Below are 13,369 nucleotides of genomic sequence, written 5' to 3'. Positions count from 1 at the left end.
ATGGCGGATAACAATTTTTTGATTGCTTTGGTTGCTGATAAACAAAAATATCGCTTATTATTGCAACAATTGGAGAGACAAAATCATAAAATTGGTTTGCCAACACCCGTATTGGCAGAATTTATGGTGCGGGATAATAATATGGAGCGAGAACTGTTTTTAACAACCAATCACTCTTTTATTCAAGAATTCGATTTTGACAAAAAGTCAGCAATCGTCAGTGCTAATATCATGCGAGAATTATTAAAAACAGACTTTTTTAAAAATAAATCAAAAGATAAACAGATTATTAAGGTAGATATTCAAATTTTAGGCATTACCATTGCAAATGGTGTCAAAAAACTATTCAGTGCTGATATTGAAATAGCAAGAATTATTGATATGCTTGAACTACCGATTGAATTGGTTAATTTTGATGAGAATGACGGTTTAGAGCAATCTGATTTATTTGGTACTGTTTGTTAAAACTTAAAAAGGGCGAAATCTCGCCCTTTTTAAGTTGGTTAAACCATCTGATTTCTCCCACCTTATTCCCCACCAAAAATGCGAGAAGTTCAATTGCCCAACGCAGGCATGACAGCGTGCAAATCCCATAAGGCAATCATATCACTCAATCCACCCTATCCCCACGCCCCGCAAGCCAGCCAAAACCGACATTGATACACATTAGAATAAACAGCACATACAGCGACACTTCCCAAGTGCCTGTTTTTTCGTACAATTTACCCAGCACCAACGGGCCAAAAAACGCCACGCCATAGCCCACCGCCTGCACCATGCCCGACAAATCCCGAGCGGTGTCAAGTCGTGTTGTACGAATAGAAAACAGCATGAGCGACAACGTAAAAATACACGCCCCGCCAAAGCCCATAAGTGCCGACCAAACCATGAGACAATCAGGGAACCAAATAAATCCGCCCGACCCCACCACGTTGGCAAGGCTTGCCACTAAGGCGATGATTTTTATAGGAAAATTTCTTTTGATTAAAAAGGTTAATAAAAATATCGCCACAGGAGCGGACAGCTGAAAAGCAAGGGCAAGTCCGCTTGCGTCTGCCAAACTTAGCCCATAGCCCATGCCAATGGATGGCAAAAAACTTGCCACCGTATAAAACAGTAACGACTGTATGCCCATATACACGCCCAAATACCAAGCATCCTTGCTTTTCCATGCGTTAAAATGACTGGGCGTGTTTGTGGTTTGGGCGGTGTCGGCATGATATAACTTATTGATAAATAACAACATAAAAAACGTCATCACCGCAAATACCCCCCACCACGACAACGCCACCTGCCACGACACCACACCCATGAGTGGTACGACCAGATAGGCACACAGCCCTGCACACACCGACATGGATAGGCTAAATACGCCTGTGGCAAGAGCGATGTGATTGGGGGCGTATTTTTTGATAAAAGGGGCGGTTAGGGCGTTTAATAGCCCAATGGCAAGCGACAAAACAACCGTACCGACAAACAGCCCACTCACCCCAAGCCACACCCGAGACAGCACACCGACCGCCAACACCGCACCGCTTATCATCATCATAACTTCTAGCCCAAAACGCTTGGCGAGCATGGGAGCAACCAGAGCCCCAAAGGCAAACATTGGCATGGGAAGCGACCCCAACAGCCCAATGGCGGACACCGATAAGCCCAGTGCGTCTGTGAGTGTGGGGGCGACCGAGCCTAGCATGACAATTGGCGACCGCATATTTATCGCCAACAGCACAAGCGTGATGATAAGTAGGGCAAGGGGTAGGGCGGAGTGGGAGTGTGGGGTGTTTGGCATGGCGGTTTGGTGTGGGTAAAGATAGAATTTTAACAAAAAAGGATAAGGCTTGAAAAGGGAAAAATTTAGGATAAATACAGTGAATTGACCCTAATTTGCACCAATTCTGTATTTTTTAAATGATACTTTTGTAGGGGCGTGCTTTCCACGCCTGTTGGTATATTTTGAGGTTAAGTAATCATAAAAGAAAAAGGGCAAATAATTCGCCCTTTTTAAAATTCAAATAAGTTTTAAAACCACCAAATCAAATCTCTTTGGCAATCTTATCCAATGTTGCTTTGTTAGCGAGCATGGCTTTTTTGTCGTCTTCGGTTAGGGTTTCGCATTTATTGGGGTCGTTGCCACAAAACTGGCAAAACTCATCGCCCATTAGTGTCGCCACGCCACCGCACGAGCCTTTGAGTGGCTTTTTTTGTACCAAATAGCCAACGCCCATAAACAAAAAAAACAGCACAAACACGCCAAAAGTAACAAAAAAGATGGGTAAAAATGCAGACATCATCGTGGCAACTCCAAAGGGTTTTTGTTGGTATAACAAATATCAGTATAGCAAAGTTTAATCCCAAAAGCAAAAACCGCCCAAAAATTGAGCGGTTCTTTATTAAATGAATTGCATTGTTTGGCAAATTTGTTTATCAAAACTTAGCAAGGTTTTTAAACTTGGAATATAAATCCAAAAACCAAATTCCACATAATCCGTATTCAAATTTTTTAGAATGTCGGATTTTAATTGACCGATGATTGAAAGTGGCATTTTATACTCCTTGATGGATGGGGTTTGGGTATGTTCGGCTTCGTCATCGTGATAATGGTCATTGTTGTCATCAATATCATCGGCTTTATTGCCAATGGCATACCAATCAATCTTACGGGTAATAAACATCACCACAAACAATAATACAAAACAGAACACCGAACCTAATAACAAATTCATTTCGCTGGCGGACAAAATCACATAAAACCCTGCATACAGCCCACTTAAAATCGTGCCAAAGACCAAACTTCTTAGGGAGCTTTTGAGCATAAAACTGGCATACCAAGTAATCAAGCTCACACACGCCACACTTGCCATTAGATAGGCTTGCCAAAAGACAATCAATTCAGCAAGGGACAATAACAACACATAAAAAATCAGAAGTCCAGACGATACCAGCAAATATTGAATGGGGTGAATTTTTAAGCCCTTAATCACTTCAAACAAAAAGAAAGTCCCAAACGACACCAGCAATAAAATCAACGCATATTTAATGGTGCGGTCGGTTTTGGTGTAGGCGTTGCTTGTGTCCACAAAATCGGTGCTGATGGTGGAAAAATGTTCGGTGGAGCAATGCTCGCAATTTTCAAAATTACTATTTAAAGATGAGTTGTTTTGCTGTGCCAAAAAGGGCGTTTGCCAAGTGGCGTCAAAACCTGTTTCGTTCAGCGTTTTTTGGGTGGGTAAGGCATTGCCAAAAAATTTTGGTTCTGTCCAATTACCCTTTAAAGACAAACTGCTGTTTTGCCCAAGTGGCACAAAATTGATGCCCGACAATCCTGCCAGCTCCAAATTAAAGTCAATTTCCATTGTGGGTTTGACTTCGTTAAGCGGTACGGTCAGATAATTGCTACTGTATCCAAGTGCGTATAGTTCTTTGTCGGCAAATTTTGCCAACACTTCTTTGCCGTCCGCCGTTACCGTTGGTAGCACCACACCCCGCAGGTCAGAGATGGGGATAATGAGCGTGGCGGTTTTGGGTTTCGTTGGTTTGGGGGTGGTGGTTTGGGTAGCAGTTTGAGTAGGGGCTTGAACGATGGCTTGCGATGGGGCAAATGGCACGCCTTGCCCTGTTTGGGTGGGCTGTGTTTGGCTAGTCTGAACGCTTGGGGCAGTTTGAGCTGTTTGGGGCTGGGGATTGGCGGTCAGGCTTGGCAAGGTGTAGCTTTGCTTGATGGCAAACGCCCCTTGATAACTGGTCGCCTTATAAATGCCCCGTGCATACTGGTCGTCCTTGACCGCCAAGTCGCCTGTGATGGTGCTACTGTCCGCCAGTACAGGGGTCAATGAGCCGTTGTCGTCAATGACGATAAAGGGCGTGATGAGCGTTTGTTTGCCGATTTGGGTTTGAGCGATTTCGTCAATGACGGTGTCGGCATAGGCTTTGCGTTCATTGACCAGCCCGTTTATCATCATCAAGGCAATGACAAAAAACAAACAAAGTGTGCCAATGATGGCAAGTTTGATAAATAAGAATTTTTGCATTTTTTTACTCCATCAATAAGATGAAGCTATTGTAAAATTCAAGTGTGCAAAAATGATGGAAAAATGGGGCGGTTTTATGGAAAATGTGTGAAATCAGCGCGGCACACTCATCACCACAACCACATCGTTGCCCTTATCCTGCCCAAAACTCACTGCCCCGCCATGTAGCTCTATCACTTGCTTGACAAGGGTTAGCCCAAGCCCTGTGCTTTTTTGGCGGTGGCTGTTGCCCATGCTAAAATACCGCTCAAAGGCTCGCTTGATGATAAAGTCGTCCAGCGTGTCGCTGTCATTTTTGATGCAAATCAGCGTGTCTGTCTCGGTTTGGCTTATATGAATGGCTATCGCACTTTTGCCATAATAAATGGCGTTGTCAATGACGTTTTGCACCGCTTGGGTCAGCCAAAATTCATCGGCACGGATATGAATACCACTTTTGGTAAATTGCACGGTTCTGCCAAGCTGTTTTAGGGTTGCCGACTGCTGATTTAGGTAGGTTTGAATGAGTGCATCCAAATCAACATCGCTCATGGCAAGTTTAAAGGTGGGCTGTTCAATCTTGGCAAGGGTTAAAAGTTTGTCCACTAAGGCGGTCAATTTGTCCGTTTGCGATAGGATAATGCCCGTAAACTGCTCACGCTCGGCAAGGCTCAGCTCGCCCGTCAAAATCTCGCTACTGGCACGAATGGCGGTCAGGGGGGATTTTAGCTCATGCGTGAGCGTGTGGACGTACTCGCTCACGTACGCCTTGTTTTCTATGGTGTCTTTCATGGCGTGAATGCTTGCCATAAGCTCGTTTAGCTCTCGCCCAAGATAAAAATGGGGCGGAGCGGTGCTGGCAAGCCCTTTAGTGTAGCGGTTCACGCTGTCTATGCTACGTCTTAACCACCATGCCATGAGCGTGGCGGTGGCAAGCGTGATTACCATAATGGTTAAGATAATCTTAATAATTTCATCGGTGCTTTTGTTGATGTAGGGAATGAGCGTTTGGGTGGGCTTGCCAACGGATGCCACGCCAATTATCTGCCCGTCCGAGACAATCGGGCTTGCCACATACATGACCGAATGCCCGCCGATGTCAGTGCTTCTTGCCCCGTATTTGCCACGCAAGGTCAGATACACGTCATTCCAACGGCTAAAATCCGCCCCCACGCTTGCCCCACGACTGTCATAGATGACCACGCCTGTGCTGTCCGTGACATAGATGTGGTAGGTGCTTTTGGATTTTTGATGATACCAAAGCGGTTCATCAGGGTTGGTAAAGGCGTGGGATAATTTGGCGTTAAGCGTTTGATTTAATTCATCTTTTGATAAGTCTGCCACGTCATCTGCCACAATGTGCGACAGTAGCATCGATGTATCCACAAGGCTGTCTTCTACCACCCGTTTGGCGGACGGTCGCACCGTTTTTTGGACATAATATAGGGCAAGGGACGATGACAACAGGGTAATCAAGGCAAAGGTGAGCCATATCCGCACAAAAATGCTAAAACTTAGACGTTTTTTAAAAATGCGGTCAAGTAGGGTATGAAAGTTCAGCACAGACTATACCTCAAGCCCCGATGGGTTACAATCAGCTCATCATCACACACCGTCGACAGCTTTTGGCGTAAGGTCTTGATATGACTGTCAATGGTGCGTGATAGGCGGTGTTCGGGGTGGTCGGAGATACTTGCCAAAATCTGCTCACGGCTTAGAATGTGCGTGGGGTTGGCAAGTAGGGTGAGCATGATACCAAGCTCGGTTTTTGATAAGGTCAAGGCGTGATTATTTAGAAAAAGTGAATAATCACAGGCTTGATAATGCCAAGTGTGTATGCCTGTGATTTTGGTAAAGTCGGTGTGAGCGGAGTCTGATTTGCCTGATATATCGGTTTTGTCTGATTTTTGGGTAAAGATGTTTTCTCTACGCCATATCGCTTTTAGCCGTGCTATCAGCTCTCGTGGGCTAAATGGCTTGGCAATATAATCATCCGCCCCCAGCTCCAAACCCAAAATGCGGTCTATCTCGTCTGTGCGTGCCGTCAAAAACAGTATGGGGGCGTGGGCGTGCCTGTCGCCTTGGCGTATCATTTGGCACACGCCAAAACCGTCTCCGTCAGGCAATCCCACGTCCAGCACGACAGCGTCAAGGCGTGGCGTATCAAGGCAGGGGGCGACTTTGGCAACCGTGTCCGCCCATGACACGGTATAGCCTTCACGCTCTAAGGCAAAACGCAAGGTCGTGGCAATGGCAGGGTCGTCTTCGATGATGAGAATGTGCATATCAATAGCTCCCACTGCTGATTTTACCGTAGTGTAGATAGTCAGTCAGATACAGTACCGCCACGGTTTTGCCATGGACTTGATAAGGATAAAACATCTCATAACGACCGTCATGCGAGCTGTGGTGGGGCTTGGCTTGCCCTGCAAACATTTGGTCTAATACTTGGCGTTGAGCGGTGTCAGTTCTAAAAATAAAATCTGTCTTTTTAAGATGATATTTCTTGGTTGGGGTGGAGTCGTCTGCCACTAAACCTATCGCTTCGGCTATCTCAAAGACGACAGCATTACCTTTTGTCAAATCATCATCGCTTGGTAGTCCTGCACGGCTTTGTTTGTATTCATCAAATCCCAAATACACCGCTTCATCGCCGATTTTATCAGGCACAATGATAACGACTTGATTGATATTATGGTCGGTGGCTCGTAATAGCTCGGTATGCCAGATTGCGTTGTCTATCCATGTTTTTTCAAAGCGATAGTTGTCCAAAAAGTCCAACTTGTCATGATATTTTTTCACGACTTGATTGGCAGATGTTTGCATTAGGGTAAATTTTCTTTGACTGGTAACATAATCGCCCCAAAATAGCCCACTGGCTATTACGCCAAACATCGCCATGCCAAGCACAAGAAATTTGCCCATATGCGATTTGGTGGCAGGGGTGGGGGTGGTGCTTGGATTTTCTTTTTGTTCGGCAATGCGGGTCAAGTTTAGCATGATATTTAAAATCAATGCTCCTGCCAGCATCGCCAAAATCCCCAAAATGCTAAATGCAAACATTTCGGTGAGATTTTTTTCAAAGACTTTCAAACCAAAAACTTGGATTAAAATAAAGCCAAATACCCAATAAACAAGCCCCAAAATCCCCAAAATGGCGATAAGGTTGGTGGCTTTGACAAGTTGTTTGTGGTTCATAAAAATCCCCAATGATTTTTTGGTTATTCTAGCCTAAATCGGGCGGACTTTGGGAAAATATGGGAGTTTTTCATCAAAATTTCATAAAAACACACCCAAATGCTTTTATGGTTTTTGGCGATACCACTGATGACGGCGTTTGCTATTATGTTTCCAGCTTTTGGTATAAGCCAAAGCAGACACTCTGATATCATGCCATGCACAAGGCAGGGCTTTACCACGTTTTGCTCGTAATTTGAGCTTTGAACAAAAACGATACTCTATGTTATGTAATTCATACATGGCACGCTCTTGGTGGGTGCGAATGTGGCGATATAGATTTAAATTTGTGCAAAAATAGGGATGTGAGCCAATGGTTTCCCATTCGCCTACAAAGTGAGATTTGAGATGTTGCATGGATTTCTCCTAAGTGAAAATACTTAGAAGATGTCTTTGGCGTGGTAGTTCATAATTGTTGAGTTTTTAAAATTAGCCTTTAATATTTTTGATAAAATTTCCAATCTGCTCAACACCATCAAAAGTACTGGGCAAATCCTTACTGTCTGCTAAAATGTTGCTAAATATCACATTTTCAAACTTTTCTAAGGCTTCTTTGTCGTCTTTTTTAATATCTTTGGCATATTTAGCATAACTTTGAATAAATTGACATAAAGATACTCGTAATTCTAATTGCATAATTTGTGTTTTTAATGAATTATATTCCAATAATATAACACGAAAAAAATAAATCAAAATTAACTCCAAGCCAATATTGAATGCAATTTTTTCCCAAGGTATAGTGTTTAATATATTTTTATTTACTATATTTGCATTACAAATAAATAAAACAACTATTAACAAAGCTATTACAATCAAAAATATTGTTAGTATACATGCTCTTTTTTCTTTTTTGTCTAATAGGTTTTCAAATCCTTTGTTAAGCAAAACAAAATTATAACTACTTCTCAAATCATCCAACTTATCGGCAAAACCCTTAACTGTTGTTTGCTTATCTTCTAAATAATCGGTAATTTCTTGTTGTTTGGTTGCTATCTCTGTTGAATACTCGCCAATCTTGTTTTCAACTTCACCCTTGTTTCTTTCATAATTCAAAAATGCTTGAAAATCTTTATTGTGAAAACGGTAATTAATAAGTTCTATTACTCTTCTATTTTGGAAAAAATCTAATTTATCAACAAACTCTTCAACTACTTCCAGTGGCTCATCATTCAACTTTCCAGCGAGAACTTCATTTATGGCACGATTAATGTGCTTATATTCTTCTGAATATTGTGATTTCTGATTTTTTAAATTAAATATTAATTCCTGTGCAATAAACATAGATATTAGAAATATCTTGTCATAGTAATAAGGGCTACGACTATCTGTATGATTTTTAATTAAATTGATATCAGGCAGAAAATCTGCCAATATCTCCCTTTCTACATCTGCCATATAGGGAATGGCTTTTAAAAACTCTTCTTCTGTAGAAAAGTTATCATAGATAATTTTTAGTAGATTTGCAGATAAGAGTAATTTTGTGCGTAATTGTCCGTCTTTTTCTTTGCCAAGATTTTCCAAAAAATCTATCAAAGTTTGACTGAAAAAAGTTTGGCGAATTTGATGTGTCATATGAAATTCCTTATTTTTTATTTTAAAACCCAAACACCGCCCAAATCAACTCTGGGCGGTGTTTTTTATAATCTTCCAATCAAAGGCAGTTAAGATTACTTATCATCTTTAACTTCGGTAAACTCAGCATCTACCACGCCGTCATCAGCAGGTTTGGCTTGCTGTGCTTGACCTGCGTCCGCACCCGCACTGGCTTGGTCAGTGCTATAAATCTTGGTGCCGATTGGCAAGAATGCGTTATCAAGAGCTTCTAGCTTGGCTTTGATGGCGTCCACGTCATCTTCTTTGGTCGCAAGTTCTAGCTCACTGATTGCCGTTTCTACCGCTTGTTTTTCTTCATCGGTCGCTTTATCGCCATTTTCTTTTAGGGCTTTTTGTACCCCTGCGATACGTCCGTCCGCTTCGTTACGCACGCCCGCAAGCTCGGCAAATTTCTTATCCGCTTCGGCATTGGCTTCGGCATCACGCACCATTTGTTCAATCTCTTCATCCGTCAAACCGCTGTCGGCTTTGATTTGGATAGATTGCGATTTGCCTGTACCTTTGTCCTTAGCAGAGATGTTCATGATACCGTCTGCGTTGATGTCAAAGGTAACTTCAATCTGTGGCACGCCACGGGGTGCTGGTGGAATATCGGTTAGGTCAAAGTTGCCCAAAAGTTTGTTTTGGCTCGCCACTTTACGCTCGCCTTGATACACCTGAATGCTTACGGCAGGTTGGTTGTCGGCAGCGGTTGAGAACACTTGTGATTTTTTGGTAGGAATCATCGTGTTTTTCTCAATGATTGCCGTCATCACACCACCCATGGTCTCAATGCCTAGGGTCAATGGAGTTACGTCAAGTAGCAACACGTCTTTTTTGTCGCCAGAGAGTACCGCACCTTGGATGGCGGCACCGATTGCCACCGCTTCATCAGGGTTCACGTCTTTTCTTGGCTCTTTACCAAAGAACTCTTGCACTTTTTGTTGGACAAGGGGCATACGGCTTTGACCACCCACCAAAATCACGTCATCAATGTCGCTGGCGGATAGACCAGCATCTTCTAGGGCGATTTTACAAGGAGCGATGGTACGAGCCACCAACTCTTCGGTCAAGGCTTCTAGTTTGGCACGGCTGATTGTTACCACCAAGTGCTTAGGGCCTGTGGCATCTGCGGTGATGTATGGCAAGTTCACTTCGGTAGACGTTGAGCTTGACAGTTCAATTTTGGCTTTTTCGGCAGCTTCTTTTAGGCGTTGCATGGCAAGCGGGTCGCCTTTTAGATTGACGTTTTGCTCTTTTTTGAACTCGTCCACAAGGTAGTCAATCAAAGCAATGTCAAAGTCTTCACCGCCTAGGAACGTATCGCCGTTGGTAGATAGCACTTCGAACTGCTGTTCGCCGTCCACGTCCGCAATCTCAATGATAGACACGTCAAACGTACCACCACCCAAGTCATACACAGCAATGGTGCGGTCGCCTTCTTTTTTGTCAAGACCAAAGGCAAGGGCGGCGGCGGTTGGCTCGTTGATGATACGCTTAACATCAAGCCCTGCAATGCGTCCTGCGTCTTTTGTGGCTTGACGCTGAGCATCGTTAAAGTAAGCAGGCACGGTAACGACCGCTTCGGTAACACTCTCGCCAAGATAATCTTCGGCAGTTTTTTTCATTTTTTTCAAAACTTCGGCAGAGATTTGTGGTGGTGCTTGTTTTTTACCGTTCACTTCAACCCACGCATCGCCATTGTCAGCTTTGACGATTTTGTAAGGCACAAGACCGATGTCTTTTTGAACCGCTTGTTCGTCATAACGGCGACCGATAAGACGTTTTACGGCAAATAGGGTGTTTTGTGGGTTGGTAACTGCTTGGCGTTTGGCAGATTGACCGACAAGGGTCTCGCCGTCTTTGAATGCCACGATAGAAGGCGTGGTTCTGGCACCTTCTGCGTTTTCAATGACTTTGACGTTGCCATTTTCTAGTACCGCCACACAAGAGTTGGTTGTACCTAAGTCAATACCGATAACTTTACCCATAATTTTTCTCCGATTTGTTAAGTGAATTTTTGGCAAATTTGCAAAACAGTTTTGCCAAACTTGCTGTGTTATATTTGTGTCAAATTTGGATTTTCAAGAGAAAATTTGACAAATTTTTTAAAAATTTTTTGTAAAAATTTTGTTTTAAGCCATTGAAATTTAAAACAAAATCCATAAAGGAAATGGTGTTTTGGGTAGCCGTAGCAATAAGCGTTCAATACAAGGCAGGCGAGCGAAGTGGTACAAATAGTACTACGAGCGAGCCTAACGCAGTAGTGGACGCTTAGGGCAAGGCTACGCCCCCACCAGCACCATTGCAGGGCGTAATGTACGCTCATTTAGCGTATAGCCTTTTTGCAACACTTGACCAATCACGTCTTTTTCGGCATCAGGGAAAATGCCCACCGCTTCGTGTAAATCAGGGTTGAAACTCTCGCCAACTTCTCCGACTGCTACCACGCCATTGCGTTCTAGGACGCTAAGCAAAGATTTGTGGGTTAGGCGTAGCCCTTCAAGCGTGGCTTCATCCGCCCCTGCTTTTTCGCTTGCTTCTAGTCCCCGCTCCAAATTGTCTACCACATCAAGCAGTTCTTTGGCGAACTTTTGTAGGGCGAATTTTTTGGCTTTGTCGGTTTCTTGCTCCATACGGCGTTGGGCGTTGTAGCTCTCGGCATTGGCACGGGCTGCCGCGTCTTTGGCATCGGCGACTTCGGCTTCAAGCGTTTCAATGGTGGCAATCAGCTTGGCAAGCTCGTCCGTCTGTGCCTGTTCGGTTTGCTCGTTTTCGTTTAGGATTGGCTCTTGTTCGCTCATGGTGTTCTCCAAATGGGATAAAATTCCCCTTATTGATAAAGGTTATGGGGCAAAATTTCAAGGGATAATGTCGGTTTGGGCAAAAATTTTGTTATAATGGAGCAAAATGCAATTAGGATATGCCATGCTGATTTTAGACCTACCGCCCAGCGTAGAACAAACGCTCATCGCCCACGCTCACGCCCAAGATTTAAGCGTAAGCCAATACGTCCAAAACCTATTGCCAAAAGCCGACCAACAGCCCCATGAAAATTTGGCATGGGAGCATGGTAAAGAGCTGTTTGGGCAATTTGCCGAAAGTGAAGACGGTACGTTAAGCCAAAATGTCAAAACGTTGGTTGCACAAAAGGTATTGGAAAAATATGGCAAAAATATTGATTGATACGGGCGTTTTTGTGGCGTTGTTTGATAATAAAGACAAGTATCATAAAAAGTCTGTTCAATTTATCAAAGACAATAAAAAGCCATTAATCACAAGTTTGGCGTGCGTTACTGAAACCTTATTTTTGTTAAAAAACCCAATGAACCGTAAAGGGTTTTTAAATTGGTTGCATTTGGCACGCATTGAGATTGCTGAATTTAGCCATAAAGACATGCCAGCATTGGCGGAGTTGATGAGCCAATATAGCAACGTGCCAATGGATTTTGCGGACGCCTGCCTTGTGCATTTGGCACAGCGTGAGACGTTAAGCCACATTGCCACCATTGACAGCGATTTTCGCATTTATCGCATTCATGGTTATCCCTTTCGTGTAATGATTTAATTTTGGAAAAATGACAATGACCCAAAAACCCTTTAAAAAAGACCCTAAAAAAGACCTTCCAAAAAACAAAAAACCCACCCAAAAACCCAAAAAACCCACCACACCCCATTTTTATGGGACGCACGCCATTAAAGCAATTTTAAACACTCGCCCAATGGATGCCAAAGCCCTATTTGTACAAAGTTATGACAATCATCACAATGATAACCATGATGAGATTATCGCTCTTGCCACATCGCTTGGTGTGTCGGTACAAACCGCCCAAAAAGACACATTGACCGAGCTGTGTGGCAGTCCCCAACATCAAGGCGTGGTGCTGTCGGCACGCTCTCGCCCCATGCTGGACGAAAGTGAGCTTGATAGTCTGGCAGGGCAGGACAATGCGGTGTTTTTAATCCTTGACCAAATCACCGACCCGCACAACTTTGGGGCGTGCCTGCGTACCGCCAGTGCCATGGGCGTAACGGCGGTCATCGTGCCACGTCATCAAAGCGTGGGACTGACCCCAACGGTTGCCAAAGTCTCGGTGGGCGGAAGCGATGCCGTGCCTGTGGTTGCGGTAACCAATTTGGCACGGTGTTTGGAGAAGTTAAAATCGGCAGGCGTGTTTGTGTTTGGTACAGCTCTTGATGAGAGTGCCAAGCCCTTGCAGGCGTGTGATTTTGGCGGAAAAGTCGCCATTGTCATGGGCTCAGAAGGGGACGGCATGAGACGACTGACAGGCGAGCTTTGTGATACACTCGTCTATATCCCCATGACCGATAGCCCCGACCGCCCACAAAGTCTTAATGTCAGCGTGGCGACAGGTATGGTGCTGTGGGAAGTGTTTAGAAGCCGTTAGGATAAGTGGGTTGGCTTTTATTATGTCTTATTTTGGATACACAAGGGGTAAATTGCCATTTGCCCTGTGAAAAATATGAATGTATTGCACATTTATAATGCTTGAATTTACAACCCAACC

Annotated in this window: 14 protein-coding genes; 4 read left to right on the top strand and 10 right to left on the bottom strand. The window is 43.9% G+C overall.

Annotated elements, in window-relative coordinates; genetic code table 11:
• Entirely contained in the window at positions 1-465 is a 465-nt protein-coding gene (locus tag B5J93_RS05280) for a hypothetical protein (protein ID WP_079325239.1), read from the top strand.
• 145 nt (positions 466-610) lie between these two features.
• On the opposite strand, the gene B5J93_RS05275 is transcribed toward B5J93_RS05280, so the two are convergent.
• The 10 genes from B5J93_RS05275 to grpE form a co-directional block, all read right to left on the bottom strand.
• Complete coding sequence (locus B5J93_RS05275) at positions 611-1,792, bottom strand: MFS transporter (RefSeq protein ID WP_079325237.1); 1,182 nt, start codon at positions 1,790-1,792, stop codon at positions 611-613.
• Between the two features lie 244 nt (positions 1,793-2,036).
• On the bottom strand, positions 2,037-2,294 hold the full coding sequence (gene nqrM, locus B5J93_RS05270; RefSeq protein ID WP_079325235.1) for a (Na+)-NQR maturation NqrM: 258 nt from the start codon (positions 2,292-2,294) through the stop codon (positions 2,037-2,039).
• 99 nt (positions 2,295-2,393) lie between these two features.
• Positions 2,394-4,031, bottom strand: a complete 1,638-nt coding sequence (gene creD, locus B5J93_RS05265) for a cell envelope integrity protein CreD (RefSeq protein WP_079325233.1) — start codon at positions 4,029-4,031, stop codon at positions 2,394-2,396.
• 93 nt (positions 4,032-4,124) lie between these two features.
• On the bottom strand, positions 4,125-5,573 hold the full coding sequence (gene creC / locus B5J93_RS05260; RefSeq protein ID WP_079325231.1) for a two-component system sensor histidine kinase CreC: 1,449 nt from the start codon (positions 5,571-5,573) through the stop codon (positions 4,125-4,127).
• Positions 5,567-6,295, bottom strand: coding sequence for a response regulator (locus B5J93_RS05255; RefSeq protein WP_079325229.1), 729 nt, complete (start codon positions 6,293-6,295; stop codon positions 5,567-5,569). Before B5J93_RS05255 ends, creC begins: the two co-directional genes overlap by 7 nt.
• A gap of 1 nt (position 6,296) precedes the next feature.
• Entirely contained in the window at positions 6,297-7,208 is a 912-nt protein-coding gene (locus tag B5J93_RS05250; RefSeq protein WP_079325227.1) for a hypothetical protein, read from the bottom strand.
• A gap of 105 nt (positions 7,209-7,313) precedes the next feature.
• Positions 7,314-7,604, bottom strand: a complete 291-nt coding sequence (locus tag B5J93_RS05245) for a hypothetical protein (protein ID WP_079325226.1) — start codon at positions 7,602-7,604, stop codon at positions 7,314-7,316.
• A 72-nt stretch (positions 7,605-7,676) separates the two neighbouring features.
• Positions 7,677-8,819 carry a hypothetical protein gene (locus B5J93_RS13950; protein WP_079325224.1) on the bottom strand — a complete coding sequence of 381 codons (1,143 nt, stop codon included), beginning with the start codon at positions 8,817-8,819 and terminating at the stop codon, positions 7,677-7,679.
• Positions 8,820-8,914: 95 nt separating this feature from the next.
• On the bottom strand, positions 8,915-10,831 hold the full coding sequence (gene dnaK / locus B5J93_RS05235) for a molecular chaperone DnaK (RefSeq protein WP_079325222.1): 1,917 nt from the start codon (positions 10,829-10,831) through the stop codon (positions 8,915-8,917).
• A 294-nt stretch (positions 10,832-11,125) separates the two neighbouring features.
• Positions 11,126-11,644, bottom strand: a complete 519-nt coding sequence (grpE, locus tag B5J93_RS05230) for a nucleotide exchange factor GrpE (RefSeq protein ID WP_079325220.1) — start codon at positions 11,642-11,644, stop codon at positions 11,126-11,128.
• Between the two features lie 124 nt (positions 11,645-11,768).
• On the opposite strand from grpE, the gene B5J93_RS05225 reads away from it, so the two are divergent.
• Genes B5J93_RS05225 through rlmB form a run of 3 tightly spaced genes read left to right on the top strand, consistent with a single transcriptional unit; the run spans position 11,769 to position 13,249 of the window.
• Positions 11,769-12,026: a hypothetical protein gene (locus B5J93_RS05225; RefSeq protein ID WP_115237135.1), complete on the top strand. Its 258-nt coding sequence runs from the start codon at positions 11,769-11,771 to the stop codon at positions 12,024-12,026.
• The gene (locus B5J93_RS05220; RefSeq protein ID WP_158080692.1) at positions 12,007-12,408 is read left to right on the top strand and encodes a type II toxin-antitoxin system VapC family toxin; all 402 of its coding nucleotides are present in this window, start codon (positions 12,007-12,009) and stop codon (positions 12,406-12,408) included. The genes B5J93_RS05225 and B5J93_RS05220 overlap by 20 nt, the downstream gene beginning before the upstream one ends.
• 16 nt (positions 12,409-12,424) lie before the next feature.
• Positions 12,425-13,249 (top strand): 23S rRNA (guanosine(2251)-2'-O)-methyltransferase RlmB, encoded by an 825-nt coding sequence (rlmB, locus tag B5J93_RS05215; protein ID WP_079325214.1) that lies wholly within the window; start codon positions 12,425-12,427, stop codon positions 13,247-13,249.
• Positions 13,250-13,369: the final 120 nt, after the last annotated feature.

It is taken from the genome of Moraxella equi (assembly GCF_002027555.1).
Taxonomy (GTDB): Bacteria; Pseudomonadota; Gammaproteobacteria; order Pseudomonadales; family Moraxellaceae; genus Moraxella; species Moraxella equi.
The sequence above is the reverse complement of the archived record's forward strand: the minus strand, read 5'-3'. Positions and strand labels throughout refer to the sequence as shown.

Coding starts and splice junctions, on each gene's coding strand:
- B5J93_RS05280 (WP_079325239.1), top strand. CDS start 1: ATGGCGGATAACAATTTTTTGATTGCTTTGGTTGCTGATAAACAAAAA.
- B5J93_RS05275 (WP_079325237.1), bottom strand. CDS start 1,792: ATGCCAAACACCCCACACTCCCACTCCGCCCTACCCCTTGCCCTACTT.
- nqrM (WP_079325235.1), bottom strand. CDS start 2,294: ATGATGTCTGCATTTTTACCCATCTTTTTTGTTACTTTTGGCGTGTTT.
- creD (WP_079325233.1), bottom strand. CDS start 4,031: ATGCAAAAATTCTTATTTATCAAACTTGCCATCATTGGCACACTTTGT.
- B5J93_RS05255 (WP_079325229.1), bottom strand. CDS start 6,295: ATGCACATTCTCATCATCGAAGACGACCCTGCCATTGCCACGACCTTG.
- B5J93_RS05250 (WP_079325227.1), bottom strand. CDS start 7,208: ATGAACCACAAACAACTTGTCAAAGCCACCAACCTTATCGCCATTTTG.
- B5J93_RS05245 (WP_079325226.1), bottom strand. CDS start 7,604: ATGCAACATCTCAAATCTCACTTTGTAGGCGAATGGGAAACCATTGGC.
- B5J93_RS13950 (WP_079325224.1), bottom strand. CDS start 8,819: ATGACACATCAAATTCGCCAAACTTTTTTCAGTCAAACTTTGATAGAT.
- dnaK (WP_079325222.1), bottom strand. CDS start 10,831: ATGGGTAAAGTTATCGGTATTGACTTAGGTACAACCAACTCTTGTGTG.
- grpE (WP_079325220.1), bottom strand. CDS start 11,644: ATGAGCGAACAAGAGCCAATCCTAAACGAAAACGAGCAAACCGAACAG.
- B5J93_RS05225 (WP_115237135.1), top strand. CDS start 11,769: ATGCTGATTTTAGACCTACCGCCCAGCGTAGAACAAACGCTCATCGCC.
- B5J93_RS05220 (WP_158080692.1), top strand. CDS start 12,007: ATGGCAAAAATATTGATTGATACGGGCGTTTTTGTGGCGTTGTTTGAT.
- rlmB (WP_079325214.1), top strand. CDS start 12,425: ATGACCCAAAAACCCTTTAAAAAAGACCCTAAAAAAGACCTTCCAAAA.